This window comes from Pseudonocardia lacus (genome assembly GCF_018531445.1).
Lineage (GTDB): Bacteria > Actinomycetota > Actinomycetes > Mycobacteriales > Pseudonocardiaceae > Pseudonocardia > Pseudonocardia lacus.
In genome coordinates, this window is sequence record NZ_JAHDTH010000311.1 from 1 (window position 1) to 6039 (window position 6039).

A 6039-nucleotide genomic window follows, 5' to 3' on the forward strand; every position below is an offset into this window, starting at 1 on the left:
GCCGCGTCGACCGCGGCCGCGGCGATCGAGCTGGCGTCCTCGGCCGTGGTGGCGCTGGCCTACCGCCCGTCCGATGCCGCCACCCTCCCGCGCACTTCGGGTGCCCTGATCGCCACCGGGGAGCCGCTGGCCGTCAAGGGCGTCACGCACTCCAGCACCAAGTGGCCGCACCTGTCGCCGGACGGCCTGGTCCGGCTGCGGGCGTCGGTGGGGCGCTTCGGCGAGGCGCGCACCCTGCAGGTCCCCGACGACGAGCTGCTCGCCCGCGTCCGGGCCGACCTGCGGACCCTGGCCGGCATCACCGCGGCCCCGGTCGCCGCGCACGTCCAGCGGTGGGGCGGCGGCCTGCCCCAGTACGGCGTCGGCCACCTCGACCGGGTCCGCGACATCGAGGAGGGCCTCCCCGACGGCCTGGCCGTCGCCGGCGCCGCCCTGCACGGCGTCGGCGTGCCCGCCTGCGTCGGCACCGCCCGCGCCGCCGCCGCCCGGCTCGCCCACCACCTCGCCGCCCTCCCCGCCCGACCCTGAGGGTGCGATCGGCGTCGCGTTCGCCCGCGCCGGCGGAAGTGGCAGCATGGGGACCATGGCTCGGCTCGATTACACGGCGTTGAACAGCGAGATCCGGTACACGATGTGGTCGGTCTTCCAGGCCCGCCCCGGGGCGCTGGGCGACGACCGGGGCGCCGCGGGCGGCGAGCTCACCGAGTTCCTCGACTCGCTGGCCGGCAAGGGCGTCGAGGTGCGCGGCGTCTACGACGTCGCCGGCCTGCGCGCCGACGCCGACTACATGGTCTGGTGGCACGCCGGCAACGTCGAGGCGCTGCAGGCCGCCTACGCCCAGCTGCGCCGGAGCACCGCCGTCGGACGGGCCTGCACCCCGGTGTGGAGCCAGGTCGCGCTGCACCGCCCGGCGGAGTTCAACAAGAGCCACGTCCCGGCGTTCGTGGCCGGCGAGGAGCCCAAGCGCTACGTCTGCGTCTACCCGTTCGTCCGCTCGCTGGAGTGGTACCTGCTGCCCGACGACGAGCGCCGCCAGATGCTCGCCGACCACGGCAAGGCCGCCCGCGGCTACCCGGACGTGCGGGCGAACACGGTGCCCGCCTTCGCGCTGGGCGACTACGAGTGGATCCTGGCCTTCGAGGCCGACGAGCTCGACCGCATCGTCGACCTGATGCGCCACCTGCGGGCCACCGAGGCCCGCCGGCACGTCCGCGAGGAGGTGCCGTTCTTCACCGGCCCGCGCGTGGCCCCCGGCGACCTCGTCGCCGCCCTGCCCTGACCCCAGCCCCGTCGAGCACCGCCCTCGTCGGATTGGACGAGAGTCGCGCTCGCACAGCGGGATTGGACGAAAGCCACTCTCGCCCCGCGCCGCCCGCTCCCCGGGGCCGTCGCCGGGCTGGACGAGAGTCGCTCTCGTGCGGCGGGGTTGGACGACAGCCGCACTCGTGCCACGCCACCCGCGTCGTGGAGGCTTGGCGAGCGCCGTAGGCGCGAACCCGGGGCGCGCGTAGCGCCCACCGGTGCCCGGCCCGGCTCGCAAGCAGCAGGGGGTGCTCGCAGCACTGGGGGTGTGTTCGCAGACCGCCGGCGGGCTGCGACGCCCCCGCCTGCGCTGCGGGACGGCGCCTGCGCTGCGAGGACGCGCCTGCGCTGCGAGGACGCCCTCATTGCGGCCCGGCGGAGCGAGCGCGGCTTTCGTCCGATCCGGTCGGGCGAGCGCGGCTTTCGTCCAATCGACGGGTGTCGGGGCTAGGGGCAGGGGGCGTAGAGGCGGCGGGTGTCGTCCTCGGCGGGCGGGCCGGCCGCGTCGTAGGCGGCGCGGTCGGAGAACCGGCAGCCGAAGGCCGGGTCGGCCACGGCGGCCGGGTCGGTGACGTCGTCGCCGGCCGGGCGGGGGCCGCCGTCGACCCAGGTGACGAGGTCGTCCCACGCGGCGCCGACCTCGGCCGGGGCGAACTCGCAGTGCCCGGTCGTCCGGACCGCCCGCTGGACCAGCTCGTCGGACCTGCCGGCCCCGGCGACCTCCGCGGCGTAGACCTGCTCCATCCGGAACGGCACGAACAGGTCGCCGAGGCCGTGCAGGCTCAGCACCGGCACCTTGGGTCGGCCGAGGACCTGCGCGACGGGCGTGAGGGCCCGGGACTCCCGGGCGTCGGGGTCGGCCACCGGCACCCGCTGGACGGCGGCGTCGAGGTCGACCGGCTCGTCGGGCGCGTAGTCGGTGCCGAGGTTCGTGGCGACCACGCCCGGCGACGCGGCCACCCCGGTGACCGGGGTCGGGGTGTCGTCGGGGACGGCGAGCCCCAGCAGGAAGTCCTTCCAGTACAGGACGGACGCCTCGGCGCCCGGCCGCGGCCCGCCCGAGGAGATCACGGTGGCCCCGACCAGCTGCTGCGCCTGCGGCGTGTCGGCAGCGGGCACACCCGGCTGCAGGCCGAGCCCGGCGTAGACGCGGGGGAGGACCGCCTCGGCGTAGTCCGGGCCGGGCGGGTAGTTGCCGCCCTGGCCGGACAGCGCCTGCGCGGTCAGCGCGAAGTCGAGCAGGTAGTCGAACAGGTCGTGGTCGCCCAGCACGCCGCACATCGGCAGCGCCCCGGCGTAGAGCCGCGGGTCCTGCTCGATCGCCCGGACGGTGACGTGCCCGCCCATCGAGGCCCCGGCGATGAGCACCCGGTCGGGCCGGCGGACCTCGCGGGCGAACCGGTCGACCAGCGCGCGGGTGGACGCCACCCCGGACGCCACGTCGTAGCCGTTGCGGTCGTAGGACGACGCGGCCCACGCGTAGCCCTGCTCGACCCACTTCTGGCGCAGCCCGTCGGGCGGCGGGTCGGTGGTGAGCTCGGCGCCGTTGCCGCGGAAGCCGTGCGCCCACATGACCAGCTGCCCGTTCCACCGGGGCGGGACCTCGATGGCGAACCCGGCGTGCCGGTGCACGCCGGTGATCACCTGCGTGTCGCCGCCGTCGACCGGTAGCGGGTCGAGGTCCGGCGGGACGATCGTGTAGCCGGGCCGCGGCTGGTCGGGCGGGACCGGCCCGGCGGCGGCCGCGCTCGCCGGCACCTGGAGCAGGACGACGATCGCCAGCAGGAGCGACCAGGCGGCCCCCGGGACTCGGCGCGGCAGGTGCATCAGGCCTCCGAACGACGACGGTGTCCCGGGACAGCTCGTGTCTACCCGGTGACGCCGCGATCGGCCAGCCGGCCCGTGCCGTCGAGAACGAACTTGTCGTGATCGACAGGGCCTGTGGATCACGACAAGTTCGTTCTCGACGGGGGCGTTACTCGGCGGGCAGCAGCTTCAGGGAGATCGAGTTGATGCAGTAGCGCAGGTCGGTGGGGGTGTCGTAGCCCTCGCCCGCGAAGACGTGGCCCAGGTGGCTGTGGCAGGTGGCGCAGAGCACCTCCACCCTGCGCATGCCCAGGCTGACGTCCTCGCGCTCGATGATCGCGTCGCCGGCCAGCGGGGTGAAGAACGACGGCCAGCCGCAGTGCGACTCGAACTTGGTCTCGCTGCGGAACAGCTCGGTGCCGCAGGCCCGGCAGGCGTAGACGCCCACCGTCTTGGTGTCGGTGTACTCGCCGGTGAACGCCCGCTCGGTGCCGGCCTTGCGCAGGACCTGGTACTCGGCCGGGGTGAGCTGGGCGCGCCACTCGTCGTCGGACTTGACGACCGTGGGCGCGGGCTCGGTGACGCGATCCATGCCCACCAGACTATGTGCGCGGGAGCCGCCGCGCCCGTGGCCGCGAGATCCGTCCCGACCCCGTCACATCCAGGTGCGCAGCACGAAGACCAGGGCGTCCCAGACCGCGTAGATCACCACCAGCAGCAGCGCCAGCACGACCAGGACGGCGGCCCAGCGCCGTCCGCCCTCGGCCCGGTTGGCCGAGTCGGCGAAGTCGGTGACGCCGGCCAGGTAGCCCTCGACGGTGAACCCGGGCCGCTCGCGCTGCATGCGGTCGAGGTGCGCGGCGAACGCCTGGGCGTCGGGGTCGTCCGGGTCGAGGCCCACGAGCTCGTCGTCGAACTGGCGGGAGTGCCCGTCGCTGTCCGGTTCCTGAGCTTTCGCCACCTTCACCAGAGTAGTGGCGCCGGCCCGCTCGGGCCGCAGTTGCCGCGCGCGCGTCCGACGGCCGGGTACGGTGCCGACCGTGGCGACCAAGCCTGCTCCGGTGCTGCTCACCGTCCCCGGCCCGCACGGCGACCGGGAGGTGCGGCTGACCAGCGCCGACCGCGTCGTCTTCCCGGCGAGGGGGATCACCAAGGGCGAGGTGGTGGAGTACTACCGGGCGGTGGCCGAGCCGCTGCTCGGCGTGCTGCTCGATCGCCCGACCAACCTCAAGCGCTACTCCCACGGGGTGGACGGCGAGCCGTTCTACTCCAAGCGCCTGCCCAAGGGCGCCCCGGAGTACGTCGAGACCGCCGAGGTGACCTTCCCCAGCGGCCGCAAGGCCCAGTCGCTGTGCCCGACCGAGCCCGCGGTGATCGTCTGGGCGGCGAACATGGGCACCTTCGACTTCCACCCGTGGCCGGTCCGGCGCACCGACCCCGACCACCCCGACGAGCTGCGCATCGATCTCGACCCGCAACCGGGCACCGACTTCGCCGACGCCAAGCGGGTCGCGGCGGTGCTGCGCGAGGTCCTCGACGAGGCCGGGCTGGTCGGCTGGCCCAAGACGTCGGGCGGGCGCGGCATCCACGTGTTCTGCCGGATCCGCCCGGAGTGGGACTTCATCGACGTCCGCCACGCGGTCATCGCCATCGCCCGCCGCGTCGTCGACCGGGTCCCGGACGACGCCACCGTCGGGTGGTGGAAGGAGGAGCGCGGCGAGCGCGTGTTCCTCGACTTCAACCAGGCCGCCCGCGACCGCACGGTCGCCTCGGCGTGGTCGGTGCGCGGGCGTCCGCGGGCGACGGTGTCGATGCCGGTGACCTGGGAGGCGTTGCCCGACGTCGAACCGGAGGACTTCGACGTCCGCACGGTGCCCGGCCTGCTGGCCGAGCGCGGCGACCCGCACGCCGAGATGGACTCGGCCGTCGGCGGGCTGGAGGTGGCGCTGGACTGGTACGCCGCCGACGACCGCGACCGCGGCCCCGCCGAGATGCCCTACCCGCCCGACTACCCGAAGATGCCCGGCGAGCCGATGCGGGTGCAGCCGAGCCGGGCCCGCCACCTCAAGGCCGAGAACGCGGACTGACGACACCGCCGCTCACGCACACCCAGTAGCTGCGGCGCACATGTCGTGCGGTGTGCGTCGCGGTGAGCGGGTGTGCGTCGCGCTGGCCGGTGTGCGCGGCTGCCGGCATCAGCCCCGCTGCTGCGGGCGGGGGAGGCGGCGGGCGCGGTCGAGGGCGCGCGCCTCGCGGGCCGCCACGGCCAGCGTGCACGGCCACACCGAGGGCGCGGTCTGCGGGAGCAGGCAGCCCCGGCAGTAGCCGCGGCCGTCGTCGACGTGCGCGGCGGCGAGGTTGTCCGGCACGCCGTCGAGGTCGACCAGGAGCAGGGCCAGTTCGGACGTGGTCAACGGCCGCTCGGGGCCGCGGGGTGGATTCTGCACGTGGAGCAACCCCCTGTTCACGCTCTGGAGCGAAGTACGGCCACAGTAGAGCAAACTGAGACAGATCGGCCAGCTAGGTCAGATCGATCTTCTGCACGCTTGATGAGGTCAACGCGGTGCGGGAGAGGCGCAGGGGGTCTACCTGCGCCGTAGCGTGATCGCATGGCTGACGAGCGGCTGCTCACGACCGCGGAGGCGGCGAAGCTGCTCGGCGTGTCGCGGCGGACGCTGGCGCGCTACGCCGCGGACGGGAAGATCTTCCCGACGGTCGTCCTGCCCAGTGGGCACTACCGCTGGGACCCGGAGGACCTGCGGAGCCAGCTCCGTGACGCGCGCCGGCCCCGCACCGACGACTAACTGTACTGACCGGAGACGTTGGTCGAGATCATGTGACGACACGATCTAACTGATCTTGATATGGCGAGGACCTCCCGCTGTGGTGTGGAGCTGTCTGACGGCACCCACACACAACCCCAGGAGGTCC

Annotated in this window: 8 protein-coding genes; 4 read left to right on the top strand and 4 right to left on the bottom strand. The window is 74.3% G+C overall.

Annotation, left to right across the window (positions count from 1 at the left end; all coding sequences use genetic code 11):
- Window positions 1–528 (top strand): FAD-dependent oxidoreductase (locus KIK08_RS36455; RefSeq protein ID WP_214407877.1); only part of this gene is annotated, 528 nt, incomplete at its 5' end.
- Window positions 529–583: 55 nt separating this feature from the next.
- Window positions 584–1279 (top strand): hydrogen peroxide-dependent heme synthase, encoded by a 696-nt coding sequence (gene hemQ / locus KIK08_RS36460; RefSeq protein ID WP_214407878.1) that lies wholly within the window; start codon window positions 584–586, stop codon window positions 1277–1279.
- A gap of 470 nt (window positions 1280–1749) precedes the next feature.
- Here the strand turns inward: hemQ and KIK08_RS36465 are convergent, their stop codons facing one another.
- The 3 genes from KIK08_RS36465 to KIK08_RS36475 all read right to left on the bottom strand — a co-directional run bounded on the left by KIK08_RS36465 (window position 1750) and on the right by KIK08_RS36475 (window position 4069).
- On the bottom strand, window positions 1750–3129 hold the full coding sequence (locus KIK08_RS36465; protein ID WP_214407879.1) for an alpha/beta hydrolase family protein: 1380 nt from the start codon (window positions 3127–3129) through the stop codon (window positions 1750–1752).
- A 148-nt stretch (window positions 3130–3277) separates the two neighbouring features.
- A complete protein-coding gene (gene msrB, locus KIK08_RS36470) occupies window positions 3278–3700 on the bottom strand; it encodes a peptide-methionine (R)-S-oxide reductase MsrB (protein WP_214407880.1) in 423 nt (140 codons plus the stop codon).
- A 63-nt stretch (window positions 3701–3763) separates the two neighbouring features.
- Window positions 3764–4069, bottom strand: coding sequence for a hypothetical protein (locus tag KIK08_RS36475; protein ID WP_214407881.1), 306 nt, complete (start codon window positions 4067–4069; stop codon window positions 3764–3766).
- 79 nt (window positions 4070–4148) lie between these two features.
- Here KIK08_RS36475 and ligD point away from each other — a divergent pair, with 79 nt between their 5' ends.
- Entirely contained in the window at window positions 4149–5195 is a 1047-nt protein-coding gene (ligD, locus tag KIK08_RS36480; RefSeq protein WP_214407882.1) for a non-homologous end-joining DNA ligase, read from the top strand.
- Window positions 5196–5303: 108 nt separating this feature from the next.
- On the opposite strand, the gene KIK08_RS36485 is transcribed toward ligD, so the two are convergent.
- Complete coding sequence (locus KIK08_RS36485) at window positions 5304–5555, bottom strand: hypothetical protein (RefSeq protein WP_214407883.1); 252 nt, start codon at window positions 5553–5555, stop codon at window positions 5304–5306.
- A 162-nt stretch (window positions 5556–5717) separates the two neighbouring features.
- Between KIK08_RS36485 and KIK08_RS36490 the strand changes: the two genes are divergently transcribed.
- Window positions 5718–5912 (top strand): helix-turn-helix domain-containing protein, encoded by a 195-nt coding sequence (locus tag KIK08_RS36490; protein ID WP_214407884.1) that lies wholly within the window; start codon window positions 5718–5720, stop codon window positions 5910–5912.
- Window positions 5913–6039 lie beyond the last annotated feature (127 nt).

What these genes read in the sequence shown, in the direction of transcription:
- hemQ (WP_214407878.1), top strand. Translation starts at nt 584, where the DNA reads ATGGCTCGGCTCGATTACACGGCGTTGAACAGCGAGATCCGGTACACG.
- KIK08_RS36465 (WP_214407879.1), bottom strand. Translation starts at nt 3,129, where the DNA reads ATGCACCTGCCGCGCCGAGTCCCGGGGGCCGCCTGGTCGCTCCTGCTG.
- msrB (WP_214407880.1), bottom strand. Translation starts at nt 3,700, where the DNA reads ATGGATCGCGTCACCGAGCCCGCGCCCACGGTCGTCAAGTCCGACGAC.
- KIK08_RS36490 (WP_214407884.1), top strand. Translation starts at nt 5,718, where the DNA reads ATGGCTGACGAGCGGCTGCTCACGACCGCGGAGGCGGCGAAGCTGCTC.